The organism is Echinicola sediminis, from assembly GCF_054777495.1.
On record NZ_BAAHAP010000085.1, the window covers coordinates 1 to 21,978 of the forward strand.

Below are 21,978 nucleotides of genomic sequence, written 5' to 3' on the forward strand. Positions count from 1 at the left end.
GGCCTAGATTTTTGGTTCTTTTCATCAATGGAAAAGAACAGAAAACAACAGGAACCTTATAAGATTTGGTTACGTGCAACATTGTAGATACACATTTTTTTTTATAAATTCAAAGAAACTCATGGAACTATCGGAAAATTTCATTTGTGGCAACAATCCAGATAATCAGATACTTTTTGAAGCGCACAGCGATGGCATTCCTGATTTAGAATAAAAAGGGGCACCTTTACCTAGGGCTTCCACCCCAGGCAAAGATGCCCCTTTTCTCCACTGACTTACAGACTACAACGAAATATTATTTGTGTAGGGCTCAGATAATTTTACTTATGAGACAGCCACTTTGATATTTAATACCCTAAAGTCTTCAACATACTTTCATTGGTCTGCTCTTCTGCAAACAATCGGTGCTTGATGGATCCATCTGTATCCCGATCAATCAGCACATGTTTGGGGGCAGGAATCAGGCAATGCTGAATTCCTCCATAGCCTCCCAGTGACTCCTGATAGGCACCGGTATGGAAAAAGCCGATGTACTGAGGTTTGTGGTCCTCCTTCTTGGGCAGGTATATATTGTACTGATGCGCCTCAGAGTTGTAGTAGTCCATGCTGTCGCAGGTCAGTCCTCCAAGGTTGATATTATGGTATTCTTCGTCCCAATTGTTTACGGCCAGCATGATGTACTTTTGGTTCAGGCCCCAGCTGTCCGGCAATTGCGTAATGAATGACCCATCGATCATGTACCAAAGCTCCTTGTCATTTTGCAGTTTTTCTTCCAAAACCGAATAAAGCACTGCCCCACTTTCACCAACTGTATAGCTGCCAAATTCCGTGAAGATATTGGGTTCCACGGTATTGTTTTTGGCACACATCCACTTGATGTTTTTGATGATCTGATCGGCCATATACTGGTAATCATAGTCAAAAAACACGTTGGTCTTGATCGGCCAGCCACCACCGATATCCATGGTATCCAGTTCCGGGCAAATGGCTTTCAGGTCTACATATTTCTGGATAAACCTGGTCAGTTCCGACCAATAGTAGGCTGTATCCCTGATACCTGAATTGATAAAGAAATGCAGCATTTTCAGGCTGACATTGGGATTGTTCTTGATCTTGGTTTCGTAAAGTTCAATAATGTCCTTGTAGCGCACCCCCAACCTGGAAGTATAAAAGCCAAACTTAGGCTCTTCATCCGCGGCTATTCTGATCCCTACCTGAAAGGGTACCTTGACATGCTCCAGGTAGTAATCGATTTCGGTCAAATTATCCAAAACCGGAATACAGTTTTTAAAACCATCATTGAGCAAACCTGCTATGTACTCTTTATACAAGTCCCTTTTGAAGCCATTGCAGACGATGTAGGTATCTTTGGTGATTTTTCCTTTTTCGTACAGGCTCCTGACCAAGGGAATGTCAAAAGTAGAAGAGGTCTCGATATGAATATCATTCTTCAGGGCCTCATCCAGCACAAAACTGAAATGGGATGACTTGGTACAATAGCAATACGTGTATTTCCCGTGGTAATCATGGGCCTGCATGGCATTGTTGAAATAGGTCTTAGCATTTTGAATGCTTTCGCTGATCTTTGGCAGGTAAGTAAGCTTCAGCGGGGTACCATAGGTTTCTATGATCTCCATCAAATCCACCCCATTAAACAAGAGCTGATTATCTTCCACCTTGAACTCTTTGGTAGGAAAATCAAAAGTTTGCTGAATTAGGTCAATGTATTTGTTCATTAGGCTTCAAAGGTTAATGACTTAAGAGGGCGAAAATTGCACCAGATAATTGGGATTTCAAAAAGGTAACTTTCTTAAGTAAGAAAATATTTCATGCACCTCCAAATCCTAGGCCCTCTCATTCTGATTTAAAAAAACAAAAACTCCCTGACCGTGAGGCCAGGGAGTAGGATATGGTTATTGTTTCTGGTTTATTAATGCCTTCAGAATTTTAGATCGTTAAATAACAAGCGCTCTTCCAATTGGTGCTTCTCCTGATTGGCCAATACTTTTCTTAGCACTTGCTTGAACCTGATTTCTTCACCTACCATCTTGAAAACTTTCTCCACATATTTCTTGGCGATGGCTTCGTTGGATTTGTAAAACTTCAGGGTAAAGCTTCTGGTTTCATGGATATTTTCCAAAAACACTTCCTTGGGCTGGCCAGCCAGAACAATTCCCCTGAAAAGGGCATAATGCTCGGCCAATTCGCCAGTCAGGCTAAAGTAGATTGCTTGAAAGCTTTTGTTTGCTCCCGGAAAGTTCCCAAAATTAAAGGCCCCTTCCCCTTCTACCTGAACGGAATCATGTTCCTTCAACCAATCATGTACGCTGATGGATTCCTCCGTAGGAAGGTTCCGGATGACAGATTGAAAACTGAAAGTATTGGTGGATAGTGCTGAATTATAGTTAGAAGCTATTGCTGTCATGGTATTTCGTTTTTTAGTGTTACTAGTTTGTCTTTTTTGCCGCTATTGTTTTAGATCAACAATTGCAATGGATGATTTTCTTTTGCTGTAACTCCCGAATTCGTTGTGTGCCCATGTTTTTCATAATTTATAGGTCCTTAATTGATTGAGGCAGGATTTAGCACCTTTTCTCTGTCACGAGGGATAGGTTGCTATAGGTTCTCAGAGCCTGTTCTCTCCCCTATTCTTTATAAATTAGCTACTGGCCTTCGCTGGCGCTTCACTAATAACTTCACCAAAGGTACTACAATTTTTTATAAATACTAATATCCCTATAGATTTTGTAGGGTTTTATTTTTAAAAGTTTTTTCCCGCCTAACTTACAAGGGATCAAAAGCTAAGCTGCAGGCCTTCCTAAGCGCTTTTTACAGAATTAAGCCAAAAAAGTATTCTTACGATGATAATGGAATATATCCCCTGATTTAAAACCCTGGATAAACTATTATCAATTTCCTCTTTAATTGGTCTACTGGTCTATGTCCTTCGCCAAGATCGACATCTCCAAAGACCTGGGTTGGGCTACTCCCCAACTGAAAACCCACTGGCTATGCTATCAACTTTCCGACATTCAAACCTTAAACCCGAATTCCAAGACTTATAAAAAAGTAACGTACAATAGCTAACTTATGAACCTGAGTTCGATTTAAAAGCAGTGAAATAGGATCGCTGCGTCATTGCGAACCCTTTTGTGCTTGGGTAAGTGTGGGAGGAAAGGGTGCGGCAATCTTCTTATTATGAGATTCCCACAGCTTCCTTCTCGCAATCCTACGCCAAGCCTCGGAATGACGTCTTTGAAACTTGAACTGAGATTATGACATAAGTTAGATGGAAACATGCATTTGCTTATCTACGCCACGGCGCACAAGTATTACGGACTTAAAATGCTTTAAAATCAGTCGCTTTGCTTCCCGATTTATCGGGACTGATTTTCTTGCATTTTCAGTCCTTCCCGACAGTAGCCGGGACAGGCTATAACGAATCCTATTGCATAATCCGGGTTAAAACTTTCCAACTACTTATTAAATGCACATTTTTAACTACTTTTGTGGGATTATTTCGGCCTTTGAGAAGAGGGCCGATAAATTACCCAAATAAACCTTGAGATTAAATTCCTATGAGAAACATCGAGCTTGTCGAAGTAAGATCAGAACTAGCTGCAGGTACCCGTGGGGCCAGCTTGGGAGTGGACGCCCTCAAAGTGGCCAGTTGGGATAAAAAATCAAACTTTTTTACCAAGTTTGATCCCATCAATGTTCCTGACGCCAATAATTACCTTTGGAAAAACAATCCCTTTCCCAATGCAAAATACATTGACGGGGTGCTGGAGGTAATCACCAATGTCTATGAAACGGTCAGGAAGTTGCGCCAGGAGAAAAAGTTTCCCATCATCCTGGCCGGGGACCATTCCACTGCTGCGGGCAGCATCATGGGCATCAAAGCGGCCGATCCTGAAAAGAGGCTGGGGGTCATTTGGATCGATGCCCATGCGGACATCCACAGCCCTTATACTTCTCCTTCGGGGAACATGCACGGCATGACCTTGGGGATGTGCCTACAGGAAGACAATCTGGACTGCCAACAGCAGGCCCCTTCGGACGAGGAGATTGCCTATTGGGAAAAGATCAAAAAGATCGGCGGGGATTTCCCCAAGATCAAAGCGGAGGACATCGTGTACATCTCCGTCAGGGATACCGAAAAGCCGGAGGATCATTTGATACAAAAGCACGGTATTAAAAACTTCCCTACCAAAGAGGTCAGGGAAAAAGGAGTGGAAACCATTGCCAAAGAGGCCTTGGCACTCCTAAAAGATTGCGAACAAATTTACATATCGTTCGATGTGGACAGCATGGACAGCTCCATTTCCGTCGGTACGGGCACACCGGTTCCGGATGGATTGACGGTGAAAGAAGCCATCCACTTGAACGAAGAATTTATAAAAGACAAGCGAGTATGTTGCTGGGAAATCGTGGAAGTAAACCCTACTTTGGATTCCGAAAATGCCATGGCAGAAATAGCCTTCGAGGTACTGGAATCCACCACCCATTCCCTGGTAAACAACTTTTGAAGATAAATTTAAAACAAGAATGACCATTCAAGAACAAATTCTAAAAGCCATCAGCCAAGCTTTTGAGACAGCTTTTGATCATCAGGTGGCCCCTGAAACGCTGGCCTTGCAACCTACAAGAAAGGAATTTGAGGGCAACTATACCTTTGTGTTGTTTCCATTTTTGAAATTCACCAAGATGAAGCCAGAAGACAGTGGCGAAAAAATCGGCCAGTACCTGGCAGAAAACTGTGCGGTGGTGAGCGGCTTTAATGTGGTCAAAGGATTCTTGAACATTTCTGTGAACGAACAATCCTGGCTGGAGGTGTTCCAAAAGCTTTATCAGAAAGAAAACCTCGGGCAGCTGCCTGACAAGGGCCAAAAGGTGATGGTGGAATTCAGTTCCCCCAATACCAACAAGCCCCTCCATTTGGGACATTTGAGAAATAACTTCCTTGGTTTTGCCGTGTCAGAAATCTTGGCGGCCAACGGCTATGAAGTAATCAAGGCCAACCTGGTCAATGACCGAGGGATCCATATCTGTAAATCCATGGTGGCCTACCAGCGCTTCGGCAATGGGGAAACCCCTGAATCCGGTGGACTAAAAGGCGACCATCTTGCCGGCAAATACTATGTGCTTTTTGACAAGGCCTACAAAGAGGAGATCAAGGAGTTGGTAGGACGCGGTCTTTCAGAAGATGAAGCCAAAAAGCAGGCCCCGCTCATGCTGGAAGCTCAGGAGATGCTCAGAAAGTGGGAAGCGGGGGATGAGGAAACCGTGCTTTTGTGGAAAACCATGAACGGCTGGGTTTACGAAGGATTTGATGCCACTTACACTAAAATGGGTGTGAGCTTTGACCAGTATTATTACGAGTCAGACACTTACCTGCTGGGAAAAAACATCGTAGAGGAAGGCCTGAAAAAAGGCGTGTTTTTCAAAAAAGACAACGGCTCCGTTTGGGCAGACCTTACGGATGAAGGACTGGACGAAAAACTGGTCCTCAGGGGGGATGGCACCTCCGTGTACATCACCCAGGACATGGGTACAGCTGATCTGAAATACGAAGACTTTAAAATCGACAAGTCGGTATATGTGGTGGGCAACGAACAGGATTACCATTTCGATGTTCTCTTTAAAATCATGCGCAAATTGGGACGGCCTTATGGAGAAGGGCTTTACCACCTTTCGTATGGCATGGTGGACCTGCCTACCGGCAAGATGAAATCCCGCGAAGGCACGGTGGTGGATGCTGATGACCTGATCCAGGAGATGATCGATACTGCAGAAAGCCACACCAAGGAACTTGGCAAAATCGAGGGTTTCTCTGAACAACAGGCCAAAGAGCTGTATGAAATGCTTGGGCTGGGCGCATTGAAATACTTCCTTTTGAAGGTGGATCCGAAAAAACGCATGCTGTTCAACCCTCAGGAATCCATCGAATTCCAGGGAAATACGGGGCCTTTTGTCCAGTACTCCCACGCCCGGATCGCCGCCATATTGAGAAAGGCGGACCAAATCGGCGTGAACTATCAGTTGGATGGATTTGACGCCCTGGACCATATTGAAGAGACCGAAAAGGAATTGATCATTTTGCTGAACAATTTCGAAAAGAAAATTGAACAGGCAGGTGAAGAGCTTAGCCCCTCTGTCATCGCCCAGTACATGTTCGATTTGGCAAAGGAATACAACCGCTTTTACGCAGAACTTCCTATCTTTAGCGAAGCCGACCAAAAAGTCCGAAGCTTCCGCGTGGCATTAAGTGCGCAGGTGGCCAGAACTTTGCAGGCCGGAATGAAGTTATTAGGAGTAAAAGTCCCAGAAAGAATGTAATTATGAAAAACCTAGTTTTTATCTGTGCCATGGTAGCCCTGGTAGCCTGTGGTGCTAAAACAGAACAAACCCAGTCCGATGCAGCCTATGAAACTGCCTCGAAAAGCCAAGCTGACATGCAGCCAAAAACACTCTACGATTTTACCATGACCGACATTGACGGCAACACGGTGGATTTCAGCCAATACAAAGGCAAAAAACTGCTGATCGTCAATGTGGCCTCCAAGTGTGGATATACCCCGCAATACGAGGACCTGCAGAAACTGAATGAGGAATATGGGGATAAAATCACCATCTTAGGCTTCCCTGCCAACAATTTCGGTGGACAGGAGCCTGGCACCAATGAAGAGATCAAGAAATTCTGTACAGGAAATTATGGTGTGACCTTCCCGATGTTTGAAAAAGTTTCCGTCAAAGGCGTGGACAAGCATCCGCTTTACCGATGGCTCTCGGACAAATCCATGAACGGATGGAATGACCAAGAGCCCACTTGGAATTTCTGCAAGTACTTCATCGATGAAAACGGTGAGCTGAAGCATTTCTTCCAATCATCGGTCAATCCTTTTGATGAAGAAATCATCAAGCTCATAGAAGCCTAAAAAGATTGTATATTAATAAGGAAGAGCTTCTGTAATCAGGAAGCTCTTCATCATTTACCCTATTTTACAGTGGACGTCACATTAGCGAACAAGAGGCAGGCCTGGCTGCATGCCGTCAGATTGAGGACCCTTCCTTTGGCCTTGGCCAGCATCCTTATGGCCAGCTTTATTGCCTGGTCACATGGCTTATTCAAATGGGAAGTCTTTGCTCTCGCCGCTTTGACGACTACCCTGCTCCAGATACTTTCCAACCTGGCCAATGATTACGGGGACAGCGTCCATGGTGCGGACAGCGATGAACGGGAAGGACCTATTCGGGCCGTTCAGTCCGGCATCATCCAGCCAAAGGAAATGAAAAATGCTATGATCCTCTTGGGAATCCTTAGCTTTCTCAGTGGAATCGGACTGCTTTACATCGCTCTGGATAGCTGGTTGGTTTTCTTCACTTTTATAGGCCTTGGCTTACTGGCTATCTTTGCCGCGGTGAACTATACTTCAGGCACCAATCCTTATGGCTATATGGGACTGGGAGACATCTCCGTCTTCCTCTTTTTCGGTCTGCTCGGAGTGTTGGGCACCTATTTCCTGCACACCATGAGCTTTTCCACAGCTTTGATCTTACCTGCGGTCTCCCTTGGTTTTTTCAGCACTGCCGTGCTCAACATTAATAATATCAGGGACATTGAGTCTGACCAGAAGGCCGGTAAAAAATCCATCCCGGTCCGCATTGGACGAAAAGCAGCTGTAAAATACAACTGGGCCTTGATACTCCTGGGAAACCTATCGTTGGTCTTATTCTCCATTTTGGAGAACAATTATGGTGGGTTATTGGCACTGGCCGTCACCCCGCTGATGGTCCACATTGCCAGCCAGGTGGACAAAAGGACAAGTTCCAAGGAGCTGGACCCCTTTCTAAAAAAAATGGCCATCTCCACCCTGCTGTGGGTACTGGCCTTTGGTGCCGGACTGCTCGTCTTCGCTTGACATTTGGCAGGGTTGCCGGGCTTGCACCTGTAGCTTAAGAAGGTCTACTACCAAGTCCAATAAGGGGGATTTCCAGAACGCCAGGCAGTCCTTCTGCTTCCTTCCCCCAGTTTTCATCCTCAGCCGACTATGCAATAATCATTTGGCTATTTGATTCGTTTAAGCTGTCATTTTTTCGTACTTTATTACTTTCAAGGCAATAACCTAAATAAGTAACTATGAAAACCATCTTAGTTCCGTTCGATTTTTCAGAAGAGGCGGAAAACGCCTTTGAGTTTGCCAAAGAACTGGCAAGCACCACCAAGGGGAGGTTAAAACTCCTGCATGTCATCGAAATCCCCAGCAGCGTCCAAAATTTCAACACCATGGGGGAAGTCGGCATCGGGGGCCAGGATTTCAACAATATTTTTGTGATAGAACTGGTAGAAAAAAGGAAAAAGCAATTAAAAAAAATCGATGAAGAGAACAAGGGAAAGCCTTATCAGTTTTCTTCAAAAATGACCTTCGGCAATCCTTACGCCGGCATTTCCAATGAGGTTACCGAATCCAAAGCGGACATCATCATCATGGGATCAAAGGGCTCCAGTGGCCTGGAGGAACTGCTGATCGGCTCCAATACAGAAAAAGTGGTCCGGCACGCAGCCTGCCCCGTGATTACCATTAAAGGAAAAGTCGCCCCTTCTGATGTAAAAAATATTATTTTTGCCAGTGACTTCACCGATGAAAATGATGTCATCATTTCCCGGTTAAAGGAAATCCAAAATACTTTGGGGGCCGAACTCCATTTGGTAAAGATTAACACCCCCAACTCTTTTGAGACCAGCCGGGAAAGCAAGGCAAAAATCCAGGACTTCGTCAAAAAGCACCATTTGGAGCAAATAACCCTGGAAATCTATAACAGTGATACCGAGGAAGACGGCATCATCCAATACGCGGAAGACAATAATATTGATATGATCGCCATGGCTACCCATGGCAGGACAGGTTTCATGCACCTTTTGAGCGGCAGTATTGCCGAAGATGTGGTCAACCACTCCAAAAGACCTGTATGGACCATGAAAATGAAGTAAATTTTATGGGCAGAAAGAAAAACAACGATTGGAAGAAAAGAGATGGGGTAGTTTACTCCACCAGTGATGATTTTGAGTATGACAGCTTTGGAGAAGAAGCGGCCGAAACCCTCCCTCCGCAGCAGCAAAACCTCAAGGTCATGCTGGACAAAAAAGCCCGGGGAGGAAAACAGGTCACGCTGGTCACCGGCTTTATAGGCTCCGAGGAAGACCTGAAAGACCTCGGTAAATTGCTGAAAAACAAATGTGGCGTGGGTGGCAGCACCAAAGACGGTGAAATCATCATACAGGGAGACCTCAGAGACAAGGTCCTGGACATACTGCAAAAGGAAAACTACAAAGCAAAAAAATCCGGCGGATAACAAAAAAGGAGTGGCTCATCAAACCACTCCTTTTTAGATTAAAAAATTGAACCACAAACTAAACTCAACACACCATATATAATGAGTTGCATTCTTTTATTTTCGCATACTAACTCATGTACGAATTGATGATGATGTTTGGATTGCCATCAGGTTCATTTAGTAAAAAAAGTACCCCGCTCCAGCCTGTCGAAGGCAGGGATTACGCTGATAAGCGCTGAGATTTAGCAGTCCTCGCTGCAAAAGAGGACTAGGGAGGCAACCGAAACTATATTCCTTTGATATCGTTCATATAATAAAATATATTATCAAATGATAAAAGAAAGAGAAACAAGCACAGAGCACTATAAAAAACTTATTGAAGTTTTAGGCAAAAAATATGTTCGGACCAAAATAGAAAGCCCTTATGACTTTATCTATCTAGCCTCTAAGGGGATTAATGCTGCTATTATTAACAATTTTAGGGATTACTTCAATATTTCCAGAGAGGACACTGCGAACATGTTAAATATATCCTCCCCCACTTTATACCGATGGGTAAAATCCAGTAAAAGCCTGGAAAAGAATTACTCTATATTACTTTTTGAGCTTACTGACTTATTTTTATATGGTCAAGAAGTTTTTGACAGCAAGGAAAACTTTTCTAAGTGGTTGAACCTTCCCAATACTGCACTAGGAGGAATGGAACCACTAGAATTACTTGAGGTACCGGGAGGAATTTCCAAAGTCAAAGACATAATAGGCCGAATAGAGCATGGTGTTTACAGCTAACGCATATGATTGTTTACAGAATAACTGCAAGCAAACATGCTGGAGACATTTCCGGGGCAGGAGCAGCAATGCATGGTGGGAGATGGAATAAAAAGGGAACTCCCGTACTTTACACTGGGGCGAACAAAGAAATAGCCCTGCTTGAGACCATTGTCCATACCCCTCCAATGCTAATCCCAAATCTTGATATTTTGACCCTTGAAATACCTGACTCAATCATAGAATTAAAAATAGAATCACTTCCCAAAAACTAGATGGATTACCCCGCCCCAACTATATTATCTGAAATTGCAGAGAAGTGGGCCGGTGAAGCTAAATCCATTGCTTTGAAAGTCCCTAGTTGTATTATTCAAAGTCCTCATAATTATATCCTTAATTGTAGACATCCAGATTACCATAAAAAGGTAAAAATAGTGGAGAGAAAACCATTTCATTTTGATTCAAGACTAAAAAATTAGTGCCATTCGTTCCATTCGTGAACTTGTATTACAGTTTATAACCTTCCGGCTAAGTCAACAACGATAAATGAAGTTCACCTACAAATCTTGTAAAAAATTAAAATGAACTAATGAAAAAATCAATTTTTATTACCATAACGATAATGACCTTATACTATTTATCATTACTGTTTTTTGGAACGGCTGCATTAAGTCAGAAATTGGGTAAAGACACTAATTCCACATTTTTTCAATATCAATGGACAAGCAACATTAAAGTAATTGGAAACTTTAATGTTGAGGAAATAAGTAAAATATTCCAGAAGCAGAATATAAATATATCGACTGTCCACTCCGAGAATAATAAAGAAATAATTGATTCATTTTTCACACAAAACAGTTACAACTATATGCTGTTGCGTAACTCAAAATATTTACCATTGACAGTTATTCAAGAATCTGAAAAAATGGATGAATATGCTGCCGTTTGGGAAAAGAAATATTTATGGTGTTTTGCATTTTGGATACTTATTGACGATCGAATGATAGGTATTTCATAATTATCGCTGTTATGCACTTTTAAACATACAATGACCTTTAATTCTAATAAGTCATTTAACCCACACCCGGTTAACCTACTATTTTTCAATATATTACAAGAAAAACACGAATAGAATTGTAACAATCTACATTGAAAATTAAAACAATTAAGAAAATTTCCTGAGCTCTTTCAAAGCAACTGAAAAATATTAGTGCAATTCGTGCCATTCGTGGACCAACCTTCCAATTCATAGACTGCTGGAATAAAATCCGCTCCATCCCTTCCGAAAAGGAACTATTTTTCCCTCCCCCTCAATCCAAACCCAAAAAGTCCTTCGTACATAGTAGCAAAGCATATTAGATCTTCATCAGATTCTACCAATTATTATGGCACAATTTAGACTTTTAAGTTTATCACATCAACATACGGATATCACCCTCCGGGAAAAGTTTGCGCTGAACCAGACTGAAACCACCGAACTAATTGCCAAATGCAAGGGGCTTCCCCCTATTTCAGAAATACTGGTCTTATCGACCTGCAACCGCACCGAAATCCTCTACACGGCAGAAAAGGATCAATCGGTGTCCATTTTTGACCTCCTTTGCCAACTTAAGGGGCAAAAAAAACAGCTGGCCAAAGATCATTTTATCAACTACAGCAATGAAGAACAGGTCATGGCCTACCTTTTCAAGGTTTCCGCCGGCCTTCAGTCCCAAATATTGGGAGATGCCCAGATCATCTCCCAGCTCAAGGCTGCCTACGCTTTGGCACAGGAACAGGATACTGCGGGGACTTACATCCACCGATTGATGCATGCCCTCTTTGCCGCCAATAAAAAAATCAGCTCCCAGACGGCCTTTAGAAGCGGGATCAGTTCCGCACCCTATGCCGCCGTAGATATGATAGAAGAGTACAGTAGTATGCTCAAATCCCCCAAAATCGCCGTGCTTGGCTTTGGGGAGATGGGCCAAAATGTATGCAGACACTTGATCTCAAAAGGCTTCGAAGAACTGACCGTGGTCAACCGTACAGAAGATAAAGTAACCCTTTTCAATACCAAGAATAAAACCCAGCTTATTTATAGCAGCCTGGCCCATTTGGCCAGCGTAGTCGAAGACCATGACATTATCATTTCCACACCCAGTGTTCCGGAACCCATCATCACAGCGGAGCACTTTGGGAGCTTCAATCAGGCCTTCAAAGTGCTCGTGGACATATCCGTCCCGAGAAGCGTGGACCCAGCTGTAAAAAACCTCTCCGGACTGATGCTCTTCGACATGGATGACATCAGCAAGGTGACCGAGGAAACCCTGGCCCGGAAACAGGCCAGCAAAGCCCATGTCGAAAAAATCCTGGACGCTTACCTTCAGGAGTTTATGAGCTGGAAACAGGAAAACAAAAACCTGGAGATCATCCGGTCCATGAAATCTGCCCTGGAAACCATTAAGGCAGAAGAGCTGGACAGGTTCCAGAAAGAGGTACCCGCTGAGCGGAATGAGCAATATGAGCTGATCATGAATGCCATGATCCAAAAAATCATCAAAAAGACCGTCCTCACCATGAAGTCCATCACTGACAGCGAAAAACGTCACCTTTACAATTCGATGATAACTCAGACATTTCTTTAAGGAATTATTAATTCTGGTCAAAAAACATTTCGATTTTTTGGATGTTTGCGGTTGATGATTAACTTTGTGACCATATCATGAACAGCATCACAACACATATCTCCAACAACCAACTTTTTGCAGTAATGCATACTGTAACTGTTCATCATTTCCACCATTCCTCCTAAGGAGGAATACTATTTACATATCGCCCCAGAGGCTGTGCGATATCTTGAGCTGCAGCCCGATTGATTCTCAGAATTTCGAAAAGAACTATTCATATTCGTATCTTTATTTCATGGAAAATATTATTCGCATTGCCGTCCAAAAAAGCGGCCGACTAAGTGAAGACTCATTGCGCCTTATCAAAGAATGTGGCATCAAATTTTATAACGGTACCGGAAAACTAAAATCCGTATCCACCAACTTTCCCATTGAATTCCTTTATCTTAGGGATGATGATATTCCCGGATACGTTGCTGACGGAGTAGCTGACCTGGGCATCGTGGGAGAAAATGAACTGGTAGAAAAAGACAAGGATGTAGATGTCCTGAAAAAACTAGGATTTTCTAAATGCCGCCTTTCCCTGGCCATCCCCAAAAGCGAAGAATATACCGGCCTTTCTTACTTTGAAGGCAAAAATATCGCCACCTCTTACACCAAAATTCTCGGTGACTACCTCAATGCCAATAATATCAATGCTGAAATCCATGAAATCAGCGGCTCAGTGGAAATCGCTCCAAGCATTGGTTTGGCAGAGGGCATCTGTGACATCGTAAGCTCCGGATCGACCCTGATGATGAACGGGCTGAAAGAAGTGGAAGAGATCTTCAAATCGGAAGCGGTGTTGATCAGCCACAAAGGCCTCAACGAGGAAAAAATGGCCATTGTGGAAAAGCTTCTTTTCCGCATCAATGCCGTTCAGACCGGCAAAAGCAATAAATACGTGCTGCTGAATGCACCTAACGAATCCCTGGACAAAATCATCTCCCTGATTCCGGGTATGAGAAGCCCAACCATTTTGCCTTTGGCAGAAGAGGGCTGGTCATCCGTACACTCGGTACTGAATGAGGACCAGTTTTGGGAAAACATCGAGGAATTGAGGGCGGCAGGTGCTGAAGGGATTTTGGTAGTTCCGATCGAAAAAATGGTGCTGTAATACAATTCATTTTTAAACACACGAACATGAGAGTCATAACCAATCCGGCTAAGAGCGAATGGAAAAAAGAACTGGCCCGTCCGGTTCAGAAGATGAAGGAGATTCAGAAGATCGTCAAGCCGATTATGCGCAAGGTAAAGCGGCAAGGAGACAAATCACTGAAAAAATTCGCCCTGGAATATGATCATGTAGAAATCAAGGACCTCCTGGTAAGCAGGGATGAGATCAAAGCGGCTTATGAGCTGGTCGATGAGGACTTGAAAAAAGCCATCCAAACGGCCAAAGACAATATTGAAAAGTTCCACGAAGCCCAGGCCACCCCTGAACTTGTAATGGAAGTAATGGAGGGGGTTACCTGTATGAGAAGAAGCGTGCCCATCCAAAAGGTAGGACTTTATGTTCCCGGAGGAACGGCCCCTTTGTTCTCCACGGTACTGATGCTGGGCGTGCCGGCCAATATTGCCGGCTGTGAGGAAATAGTACTCTGTACCCCTCCCAACAAGGAAGGGAAAATCCATCCGGCCATCCTTTATACTGCCGACCTGATCGGAATAGACAAAGTCATCAAAGCAGGCGGTGCCCAGGCCATTGCGGCCATGACCTATGGTACGGAAAGTGTTCCCCAGGTAGCCAAAATCTTCGGGCCCGGAAACCAATATGTCACTGCAGCCAAGCAGCTGGCCACCAAACAGGGCATTGCCATTGACATGCCTGCCGGTCCATCCGAAGTGTTGGTATACGCGGATGAAACGGCTGTTCCGGCCTTTGTGGCCTCCGACCTGCTGTCACAGGCCGAACACGGCGTGGACAGCCAAGTGGTACTGGTAGCTGCATCTTCCAAAGTCGCGGACAAAGTGCTTCAGGAAGTGGAAAAACAATTGGCCAAGCTGCCCCGGAAGGCCATAGCCAAAAAAGCCTTGGAAAACAGTGTGGCCATCATCATGGGCAACCAGGACAAGGCCATCGCACTGATCAACGAATATGCCCCTGAGCACCTGATCATTGCCGTGGACAACGAAGAAGAGGTAGTCTCCAGCATCGTCAATGCTGGGTCGGTGTTTATCGGCAATTTCACCCCTGAATCGGCCGGTGATTATGCCTCGGGAACCAACCACACCCTGCCCACTTACGGCTTTGCCAAAAACTACAGCGGGGTCTCTCTGGACAGTTTTGTCAAAAAGATCACCTACCAAAAAATCACAGAAAAAGGGATCCAAAACCTTGGGCCCACCATCGAAGTGATGGCCAGCAATGAACTGCTGGATGCGCACAAAAATGCCGTTTCTGTCCGTTTGAAATACTTACAAGACAACTTATAATATGGCCTTTGACCTTAACAAGCTCTTACGCCCGCACATAAGGCAGTTGAAGCCCTATTCCTCCGCCAGGGACGAATATTCCGGCAAAGAAGGAATCTTTCTAGATGCCAACGAAAACCCTTTTGGCTCCATCACTTCCGATGATTTCAACAGGTATCCTGACCCCTATCAGCATGCCTTGAAAGAAAAAATCAGCGCGATCAAAAAGGTTCCTGCCGAGCAGATCTTCCTGGGCAACGGCAGTGACGAGGCCATTGACCTGCTCATGAGGGCTTTTTGCAGACCGGGACAGGACAATATCATCATCCTCCCCCCTACCTATGGCATGTACGAGGTCAGTGCAGAGGTCAATGATATTGCCATCAAACGGGTCAACTTAACTTCGGACTTTCAGTTGCAACCGGATACCATTCTGGAAGCGGTGGACGGCCATACCAAAATCATTTTCATCTGTTCCCCCAACAACCCCAGCGGTAATAAGGTAGACCGGAAGGACATCAGAAAGGTAATAGAAGGTTTTGAAGGCCTGGTAGTGGTAGATGAAGCTTATATAGACTTCAGCGATGAGGCCAGCTTCACCACAGAACTGGAAAAATATCCCAATCTTTTGGTGATGCAGACCTTTTCCAAAGCCTGGGGACTTGCCTCCCTTAGACTGGGGATGGCCTTCGCCTCCACGGAAATCACTAAAATCATCAATAAGATCAAGCCCCCTTACAATATCAGCGGACTGACACAGGAGACGGTATTGGCAGCGATCAGCGATACGGCGAAGATGGAGCGGATGGTCAGGGAAATCCTTGATGAAAGGGAATACCTGCAAGGGGCATTTGAGAAAATGGGCCTGATCAAAAAGATCTATCCTACCCATGCCAATTTCCTTTTGGTGGAAGTACCTGCTGCAAAAAAAACCTACGACTACCTGATTGAAAACAAGATCATCGTCAGGGACCGGTCCAAAGTGGTGCTTTGTCACGAATGTCTCCGGATTTCGGTGGGTACCAGGGAAGAAAATGAAAAGCTGATCAATGCCTTACAGCAATGCCCTGCTGAACTGGCCACCGTATAATTTCAAGCCTTTAAGTGATGTAATTGGCCAAGCGCCGGTAAAACCATAAACAACAATGAAAAAAGTACTATTTATAGATAGGGACGGAACCATCATCAAAGAACCACCGGTAGACTTCCAGGTGGACAGTCTGGAGAAGCTGGAGTTCTTCCCCAAAGCCATTTCCAACCTTCGTAAAATCGCCGAAGAAACCGACTATGAATTGGTTATGGTCACCAACCAGGACGGATTGGGCACCGACTCATTCCCGGAGGACACTTTCTGGCCTGCCCAGTTTAAAATGCTCAAAACACTGGAGCAAGAGGGAGTAATCTTTGCGGACATCCATATCGACAAGTCCTTTGAGCATGAAAATGCACCTACCAGAAAGCCGAGGACAGGCCTACTGACTAAATACATGGAGGGTGATTATGACCTGGCCAATTCTTATGTCATCGGTGACCGCAAAACGGACATCCAATTGGCCCAAAACCTTGGTACCCAAGCCATATTTATCGGCGAGGAAGAGACCGAAGGAGCCGCAATAAGCACTACTGACTGGGACAAAATCTATGAATTCCTCCGCCTTCCTGCCCGCAAGGCCAGTGTGGAAAGAAGTACTTCCGAAACCCAGATCAAGATCAGCGTCAACCTGGACGGCACCGGAAAATGCGCCATCGACACCGGACTTCCTTTCTTTGACCATATGCTCGAGCAATTGGGCAAACATGGCGGGACAGACCTGGAAATCAAGGTCAGCGGAGACCTCCATATCGACGAACACCACACCATTGAAGATACTGCTCTGGCCTTGGGCGAAGCCTACCTAAAGGCTTTGGGGGACAAAAAAGGCATTTACCGCTACGGTTTCCTATTGCCCATGGACGATGTATTGGCCCAGGTAGCCATTGACTTTGGTGGAAGACCTTGGATGATGTGGGAAGCGGAGTTTAACCGTGAGAAAATCGGCGATATGCCGACGGAAATGTTCTACCATTTCTTCAAATCCTTCAGCGATACCGCCAAGTGCAACCTGAACATCAAGGCAGAAGGAAACAACGAACACCATAAAATCGAAGCGATTTTCAAAGGCTTGGCCAGGGCCATCAAAATGGCCGTAAAAAGGGACATCGCTGCCCTGAACCAGCTGCCGAGTACTAAGGGAGTACTGTAGGTTGGTCAATGGTGATTCGTTATTGGTTATTGGTTATTGGGTTATTGGGTTATTGGTGATTCGTGATTTCGGATTCGAGCAAATCAACAGTTATCTGAGTTCGTTTTATGAACGTCACTGCGAGGAGGGACGACGCGGCAGTCTCGCTTCGACAGATGATATTGCCTGCCTCATTACCCCCTATCCCCCTAAAGGGGGGAACTTCTCCGGCGCGCCTGTCGGCCTAGACGGATTTGTACAACCGAGAAAAAGAGGCTTTATGCGGAATACAATTGGAAATAAAATTTAAGTATTCGGGTAGATTAAGGTGTCTACGTTCAAAAAAACTTTTATCGAGATTGGCAGACAACGGGTTATGAACTACCATAATTGGAAGATAGGTCTGTAAAGGGATCAAATTAGGCGCTTCTAGCCTTGGTTTAGCACAGAGACATCCAAAACCAACCTGTACTAAGCTACTTGCACTAATCAAAACTTACCCCAAAGGGGTATAATATAAATAACCCCGGGCAAGCCGACGAAGGAGGTGCAACCCGGGGTCTGGGCATACAATGTCTACGTGCATTAGCCGCCAAAATAGTCAATAAGGAAGACTCCTTCCCGCTAATGCCTTTGACCACCTTGGAATACCAACTCAACACCTTAGAGCAGTTTATAAAATCAGGATAAGCTGCCAAGCATCAAAGGAGTACTGTAGGTTGGTTAATGGTTATTGGGTTATTTGGTTATTCATGATTGCGGATTCGAGCAAATCAACATTTATCTGAATTCGCTTTATGAACGTCACTGCGAGTGGGTACAACACGGCAGTCCCGCTTCGACAGATGAGATTGCCTGTCCTCTTTACCTCATTACCCCCTAGAACTTCTCCACCGCGCCTGTCTGCCCAGACGGATCGGCACAACCGAGATTAGTTATTGGGTTATTGGTTACTTGTTATTGGTGATTCGAAATTCGAATAAATTAATCTGACTATCCGAAATTTTGCACCTAGTATAAATGGTACAAAATACCCCCTATCCCCCTAAAGGGGGGAACTCCTCGACCGCGCCTGTCTGCTCAGGCGGATCGGCACAACCTAGAAAAAGAGGCCTGTCATGGTGACAGGCCTCTTTTTGTCGATTGAACCATCAAACCAATTTGGTGTAAATGCTATTGAGTTATTGGCAATTTGTGATTGGTTGGGGAAGCTGGTCGGGATTTGCCATCCCGACCTCCCCATCAAAGGGCTTTGCATCCCCTAAAATCAAAACAATAATAACCTTTGGACTCCCTGGCCTAAATTAAGGAGGGAGCCCAAGGTATCACTTAACCAACTCAACAATTCACCAAATTCGCACTAACCCTGAATAATTGCTCCTTTGAGTCCTTCACCGGTCAATAACACACCAAACTCTCCAATCACAGACTCAGGTACACCTAATTCTGTTGCCGCTTTGACCACAGCACCGATAAACAGGTCATAATCTTCGGCGGTTACCTTGCCCGTCATTCTTGAATTGACCGCAGGGTCATGGGCATCCGCCATGCTCATACCACTGTAAGTGATATTGGTCGAACCGATGGACTGGGCAAGCAAGTCACTGAAATTATTGACCAAAGCCGTATAGCCCGATAGATCTCCGGATCCCACTTCTGCCAACAATACCGGAAAATAAGGCTTCAGATCAGCAAATTCAGGATCACTGGCGATAAGCATGACGGTCTTATCCACTACCAGCTTCAAAGGCGCATAACCGGCCTCCACCATATTATCCGGGTTGAGGGGATCTTCTACCATCACGGTACCTCCAAGACGGGTATAGAGATCGATCATGGTGTCCTCTTCACGCTGGACAATCGCCCCCCTGGTTCCTTCCAGGAGTTCACCCACCGGACCGAGTATGTCCTGGCTACCAAATCCAGCATCAGTCGCTGATTCAACTACCGCCTCCACAAACAGATCAAAATCATCGTTGTCGATCATACCGTTCATACGGTCATTCTTGCTGGGATCATGGGCATCGGCCATGCTCATCCCTCCGTAGGTGAAGTTTTGAGCTCCTGTGGACTGGGCAAGAAGGTCGGTAAAATTCTTCACCAAAGTAGTATATCCAGAGGTGTTTCCGGCCCCAACTTCTGCCAGCAGCACATTGAAATAGGGCTTCAATTCTGCGTATTTTTCATCACTGGCGATCAGCATCACGGTTCCGTCCACTACCACCCTGAGGTTGAGGTAGCCTTGCTCGATCATCTGTCCCTGGTTGTCAGGATCTGCAACCTTGGTCTCCCCTCCCAGCTTGGTAGCATAAAAGGAATCGTCCATTACCGGTGGCTCATAGTCTTCATAATCATTTCCACAGGCAGTAAAGCCCACCCCTGCCAGGAGCATGAGGTAAGCCGTTAGTTGATTTAATTTCTTCATTTTTCTAAAGGTTTATGTGAGAATTATTTTTGAGTAAATGCATTTTCGAAAAAGCTTCCCAACTTATAGGTCAGCGAGCCCCTGTCTATTGCGGGGCAACTCGCGGCCAGCTGTTCTTCGGAAGGCTGGAACAAGGAGGATTGCAACCGGTAATCCTGGTTGACCCTGTCCACCAAATCATGGGGATTATGCTGTTTTCGGTCGTATAAAACGATCAGGTAATCGGACACCCCGTTGACGCGGACATCCCTGACCCCTTCCGTGTCCAATAGCTTTTCCTTAATCGATACGGACTTTAAGGAATCAATATCCTCATTGAAATCTATCTGGCTCATCGCCCAATTGGGGCCCGCTGTCCGGTCATCGGTCACTAAATAAATGTGCAGGGCGAGCAAGGCTGTTAAAAATAAAGCTACAGCTGCCGCCCCGATTAGGATTTTCTTGATCATCGCTCTTTTAGTTTGTTGTGGAAAGATATACGACCCGCCCAAAGGGATTGGATCAGTCAGGGCTGAAAAAAATCTAAAAGCAAGGATGGAATTTCTATATAAGGAGGGTTAAATAGTTGATTCTAAAGGATCTATTTTGGTAATCAGATTATCCACAGTGCTGAACGTAACCAAATTTTATAAGGTTCTTATTGTCTTCTGTTCTTTTCCATTGATGAAAAGAACCAAAAATCTAGGCCATGGAGCCTTCTTCAAATTGAGTGAACTCGTTTTTGATTACGTTCAGTTTGCCTCAATTTGATTTTGTGCCATTTGCTGTAGGCTAAAAATGAGTGGATCTCGCTCGTCCACTTCGCGAGCTAACTCATTTTCTTAACACCTCCATCAACTGTCCCAAAAACGAAGGTTCCAAAGGCCTTTAGGAGGATTTCAGTTAAGTATTTTGTATCATTTGTACTACGTGCAAAACTCCGGAGAGTCAAAAAAAATTAATTCGTGCTAATCCGTGTAATTCGTGGACCCCTATATTCGTGTAATTCGTGGACCCCATCCTATCTATTCCTGCCCCCCTATTGGAATTGTAAAACTATTTCATTAGTTTAACAACTAAACAAATAGCCATGAAACTTTTATATCCCCTATCGCTCCTGCTGCTTTTTTCTTCCTGCAGCGGAACCTTTGACACCGCACAGCGCCTTTTTGATCAACAGCATTTTGAAGAGGCCGTCTCCGAACTGAACTGGATGCTTTTCGTCCAGATGTCCGACACCCGGGCCCTACAGCTGCGGGCCATGAGTTATGAAGCCCTGGAGGAGTACAGCAAGGCCCTTAGGGACTATAAGAGGATCCTGCAGCTAAAGCCCCAAAACGCCTCCGCCTACATGGGGATCGGAAAGGTCCACTGGGAAAGGCGGGACTATGCGCTGGCCGAAAAGTTCCTGTTGCTGGCGGCCAAATATGATCCCGAAAACCCCGAACTCCTGATTTTGCTCAGCAGGGCCATGATCAAGAACGAACATTATGAATCGGCAGACGAATTTTTATTTGCGGCCAAAAAACTGGCCCCGAAAAACCCGTCCATCTATTTCTACCGGGGCATTGTCCAGGCCAACCTGGGGGACCCGTTGACCACAGCAGCACAATTCAATATGTACCTACAATATGCCCCGGACAACCTAAAGGCCCATTACAACCGGGGCTTTGCCTATATGCGCATGGGGGCAACAGATTGGGCCCTGGAAGATTTCAACAAGGTGCTGGCCAAGCAGCCCGACCACTATGAAGCGCTGGCCAGAAGAGCCGTATGCCTGCTGGATTCCGATCCGGGACAGGCCTGCCTGGACCTCAGAAAAGCCGCCCAAAAGGGCAGCAAGTACGCTAAGGAAAATCTGGATAAGTGTATGTGACCATAGAACCCTTAATATCCCAAAGCCATGAATCGTTTAATCGTATTATTCTGTCTTCTGAGCTTGCCAGGCTTTGCGCAAGATTGGGCCTTTGAAAAGCCTGACTACGATGAGATAGCCACCAACATCCGTAAACAAGGCACCCCTTTATTTTATGAGGCCTTAATGCAACGATTTCTGGAGGCTGATTCCACTTTTACACTGGAAGAAAAAAGGCATTTGTACTACGGCTATTCATTTCAAGAGCAATATGCCCCTTATGCTAAATCTGAATTCCAGGACAGTTTATCGCATGTTCTTCAAAAGGAT

20 protein-coding genes and 1 riboswitch are annotated in these 21,978 nt (G+C 45.0%); of the genes, 16 read left to right on the forward strand and 4 right to left on the reverse strand.

All coding sequences use genetic code 11. From position 1 onward, the window contains the following. Window positions 1-347: 347 nt before the first annotated feature. Entirely contained in the window at window positions 348-1,736 is a 1,389-nt protein-coding gene (locus ACYVAA_RS17745; RefSeq protein WP_460544266.1) for an arginine decarboxylase, read from the reverse strand. Window positions 1,737-1,939: 203 nt separating this feature from the next. Beyond that, window positions 1,940-2,425 carry a hypothetical protein gene (locus ACYVAA_RS17750; RefSeq protein WP_460544268.1) on the reverse strand — a complete coding sequence of 162 codons (486 nt, stop codon included), beginning with the start codon at window positions 2,423-2,425 and terminating at the stop codon, window positions 1,940-1,942. Between the two features lie 124 nt (window positions 2,426-2,549). After that, window positions 2,550-2,661, reverse strand: a riboswitch (SAM riboswitch). 917 nt (window positions 2,662-3,578) lie between these two features. Between ACYVAA_RS17750 and ACYVAA_RS17755 the strand changes: the two genes are divergently transcribed. From ACYVAA_RS17755 to hisB, 14 genes are all read left to right on the forward strand, one after another. Then, entirely contained in the window at window positions 3,579-4,529 is a 951-nt protein-coding gene (locus ACYVAA_RS17755) for an arginase (protein ID WP_460544270.1), read from the forward strand. A 19-nt stretch (window positions 4,530-4,548) separates the two neighbouring features. Next, window positions 4,549-6,339 (forward strand): arginine--tRNA ligase, encoded by a 1,791-nt coding sequence (argS, locus tag ACYVAA_RS17760; protein WP_460544272.1) that lies wholly within the window; start codon window positions 4,549-4,551, stop codon window positions 6,337-6,339. Between the two features lie 2 nt (window positions 6,340-6,341). Continuing rightward, window positions 6,342-6,938 carry a glutathione peroxidase gene (locus tag ACYVAA_RS17765; RefSeq protein WP_460544274.1) on the forward strand — a complete coding sequence of 199 codons (597 nt, stop codon included), beginning with the start codon at window positions 6,342-6,344 and terminating at the stop codon, window positions 6,936-6,938. 69 nt (window positions 6,939-7,007) lie between these two features. Next, a complete protein-coding gene (locus ACYVAA_RS17770; protein ID WP_460544276.1) occupies window positions 7,008-7,922 on the forward strand; it encodes a prenyltransferase in 915 nt (304 codons plus the stop codon). Between the two features lie 218 nt (window positions 7,923-8,140). Next, a complete protein-coding gene (locus ACYVAA_RS17775) occupies window positions 8,141-8,992 on the forward strand; it encodes a universal stress protein (protein WP_460544278.1) in 852 nt (283 codons plus the stop codon). Between the two features lie 5 nt (window positions 8,993-8,997). After that, entirely contained in the window at window positions 8,998-9,354 is a 357-nt protein-coding gene (locus tag ACYVAA_RS17780; RefSeq protein WP_460544306.1) for a translation initiation factor, read from the forward strand. A 312-nt stretch (window positions 9,355-9,666) separates the two neighbouring features. Beyond that, window positions 9,667-10,125: a type II RES/Xre toxin-antitoxin system antitoxin gene (gene parS / locus ACYVAA_RS17785; RefSeq protein ID WP_460544280.1), complete on the forward strand. Its 459-nt coding sequence runs from the start codon at window positions 9,667-9,669 to the stop codon at window positions 10,123-10,125. A 5-nt stretch (window positions 10,126-10,130) separates the two neighbouring features. Next, entirely contained in the window at window positions 10,131-10,379 is a 249-nt protein-coding gene (locus ACYVAA_RS17790; protein ID WP_460544283.1) for an RES family NAD+ phosphorylase, read from the forward strand. 314 nt (window positions 10,380-10,693) lie between these two features. Beyond that, on the forward strand, window positions 10,694-11,122 hold the full coding sequence (locus ACYVAA_RS17795; RefSeq protein ID WP_460544285.1) for a hypothetical protein: 429 nt from the start codon (window positions 10,694-10,696) through the stop codon (window positions 11,120-11,122). Window positions 11,123-11,489: 367 nt separating this feature from the next. Then, window positions 11,490-12,731 (forward strand): glutamyl-tRNA reductase, encoded by a 1,242-nt coding sequence (gene hemA / locus ACYVAA_RS17800; RefSeq protein WP_460544287.1) that lies wholly within the window; start codon window positions 11,490-11,492, stop codon window positions 12,729-12,731. 277 nt (window positions 12,732-13,008) lie between these two features. After that, a complete protein-coding gene (hisG, locus tag ACYVAA_RS17805; protein ID WP_460544289.1) occupies window positions 13,009-13,869 on the forward strand; it encodes an ATP phosphoribosyltransferase in 861 nt (286 codons plus the stop codon). A gap of 26 nt (window positions 13,870-13,895) precedes the next feature. After that, window positions 13,896-15,188: a histidinol dehydrogenase gene (hisD, locus tag ACYVAA_RS17810; protein ID WP_460544291.1), complete on the forward strand. Its 1,293-nt coding sequence runs from the start codon at window positions 13,896-13,898 to the stop codon at window positions 15,186-15,188. A gap of 1 nt (window position 15,189) precedes the next feature. Then, window positions 15,190-16,257 carry a pyridoxal phosphate-dependent aminotransferase gene (gene hisC / locus ACYVAA_RS17815; RefSeq protein ID WP_460544293.1) on the forward strand — a complete coding sequence of 356 codons (1,068 nt, stop codon included), beginning with the start codon at window positions 15,190-15,192 and terminating at the stop codon, window positions 16,255-16,257. 55 nt (window positions 16,258-16,312) lie between these two features. Next, window positions 16,313-17,410, forward strand: a complete 1,098-nt coding sequence (gene hisB, locus ACYVAA_RS17820) for a bifunctional histidinol-phosphatase/imidazoleglycerol-phosphate dehydratase HisB (RefSeq protein ID WP_460544295.1) — start codon at window positions 16,313-16,315, stop codon at window positions 17,408-17,410. Between the two features lie 1,339 nt (window positions 17,411-18,749). On the opposite strand, the gene ACYVAA_RS17825 is transcribed toward hisB, so the two are convergent. Continuing rightward, window positions 18,750-19,814, reverse strand: a complete 1,065-nt coding sequence (locus tag ACYVAA_RS17825; RefSeq protein WP_460544298.1) for a globin family protein — start codon at window positions 19,812-19,814, stop codon at window positions 18,750-18,752. A 23-nt stretch (window positions 19,815-19,837) separates the two neighbouring features. Next, window positions 19,838-20,263, reverse strand: a complete 426-nt coding sequence (locus ACYVAA_RS17830) for a heavy-metal-associated domain-containing protein (protein WP_460544300.1) — start codon at window positions 20,261-20,263, stop codon at window positions 19,838-19,840. A 620-nt stretch (window positions 20,264-20,883) separates the two neighbouring features. On the opposite strand from ACYVAA_RS17830, the gene ACYVAA_RS17835 reads away from it, so the two are divergent. Next, the gene (locus ACYVAA_RS17835) at window positions 20,884-21,669 is read left to right on the forward strand and encodes a tetratricopeptide repeat protein (RefSeq protein WP_460544302.1); all 786 of its coding nucleotides are present in this window, start codon (window positions 20,884-20,886) and stop codon (window positions 21,667-21,669) included. 27 nt (window positions 21,670-21,696) lie between these two features. Continuing rightward, window positions 21,697-21,978: DUF4919 domain-containing protein (locus tag ACYVAA_RS17840; RefSeq protein ID WP_460544304.1), on the forward strand; the 282-nt coding region annotated here is incomplete at its 3' end.